The 1,566-nt window shown below is 62.4% G+C and carries 2 protein-coding genes; both read left to right on the forward strand.

The annotated features are described in order from the left end of the window. Positions 1–25: 25 nt before the first annotated feature. A complete protein-coding gene (locus tag P0D70_RS36500; protein WP_408188095.1) occupies positions 26–565 on the forward strand; it encodes a flavin reductase family protein in 540 nt (179 codons plus the stop codon). Positions 566–655: 90 nt separating this feature from the next. Then, a partial coding sequence (locus P0D70_RS36505) for a zinc-binding alcohol dehydrogenase family protein (RefSeq protein ID WP_408188096.1) occupies positions 656–1,566 on the forward strand: 911 nt, incomplete at its 3' end.

The following is a 1,566-nucleotide window of genomic DNA, read 5'->3' on the forward strand; positions in this document are numbered from 1 at the left end:
ACTATTCAAAAGGAGGCATCCTGCCATGGCATCTGACGCATCGTCGCCTGCGACCAGCGATGCTACCGTCCTGCGCGACCAGTTCCTGTCGGCAATGAGCCGGGTACCGCTCAGCGTCGCGGTCGTTGTGGCGGGCGCGCCCGACGAGCGCATTGCGCTGACGGTGGGCACGTTCATCTCCGTGTCTGCGGACCCACCGATGGTGCTGGTTGCCGTGAAGGCAAGCAGTCCTCTTTACAGGGCAGTCTCGGAACATCAACGCTTTGTGATCAACGTGCTGTCGGCCGAACAGGTCGAGCATTCCGAACGTTTCTCAGGACGCCCGCGCACGGGCCGGCCTTACGATCTGGCTGAAGCCCGCTGGATCCGCGCGCCGGGTGAGACGCAACGTTACCTCGAAGGTGCGGTGGCAGCATTCGACTGCGAACTCGTCGAAGCCCGCTCCATCGCCTCGCACGTGCTGCTGATCGGACGCGTGGACGAGATCGTATCGGGCGCAGAGCATCCTCTTGTCTACTGCTCGCGCTCCTACGGCACGCTGTCGCCCCTTGGCGGCGCAGTGTGATCCTGGAACACGCATCCTCTAACAGAAAATGGCGGCAATCGCCGCTCGAATGGAGATGAAGGCATGAAAGCTGTTGGATACCAGAAGTCGTTGCCCATTGACGCAGCAGAATCGCTCGTCGATTTCGAGGCCAGCAAGCCCGAGCCGACGGGTCGCGACATCAGGGTCGCCGTCAAGGCAATCTCGGTCAATCCCGTGGACACCAAGGTTCGCAAGCGCGCTGAACCGCCACAAGGCGAATACAGGATTCTCGGATTTGACGCCGCCGGCGTCGTTGACGCGGTGGGTCCCGATGTCACCCTGTTCAGGCCGGGCGATGAAGTCTTCTACGCGGGCTCGAACCAGCGTCAGGGAACGAATTCCGAGTTCCACCTGGTCGACGAGCGGATCGTCGGGAAAAAGCCCCGGACACTGTCCTTTGCACAGGCCGCGGCGTTGCCACTGACCTCGATCACCGCCTGGGAACTGCTGTTCGACCGGTTGGGCGCGGTGCCAGGCAAGCAGCACGACCCCCGCACACTTCTGGTGATTGGTGGTGCAGGCGGTGTCGGTTCGATCCTGATCCAGCTCGCGCGCCGGCTGACCGGGCTGACCGTGGTTGCGACGGCCACGCGGCCGGAGTCGCAGCAATGGTGTCTCGATCTGGGCGCCCATGCCGTGATCGATCACGCGAAGCCGCTCAAGGAGCAGATCGCAGCGCTCAAGCTGGATCCCGTCGGCCTTGTCGCGAGCCTCACTGCGACCGACCAGCACTACAAGGACGTGGCGGACCTCATCGCGCCTCAGGGCCGCTTTAGCCTGATTGACGATCCGGCGGAATTCAACATTGCCGTGTTCAAGGCCAAGGCCGTATCGATTCACTGGGAGCTGATGTTCACGCGCTCGACGTTCCAGACACCGGACATGATCGCGCAGAACCATCTGCTTAACGATGTCTCCGATCTCATCGACAAGGGTGTCCTGCGCACCACGCTTGACCAGAGCTTCGGCACCATCAACGC

The sequence above is a fragment of the Paraburkholderia sp. RL17-381-BIF-C genome, assembly GCF_046026435.1.
Lineage (GTDB): Bacteria > Pseudomonadota > Gammaproteobacteria > Burkholderiales > Burkholderiaceae > Paraburkholderia.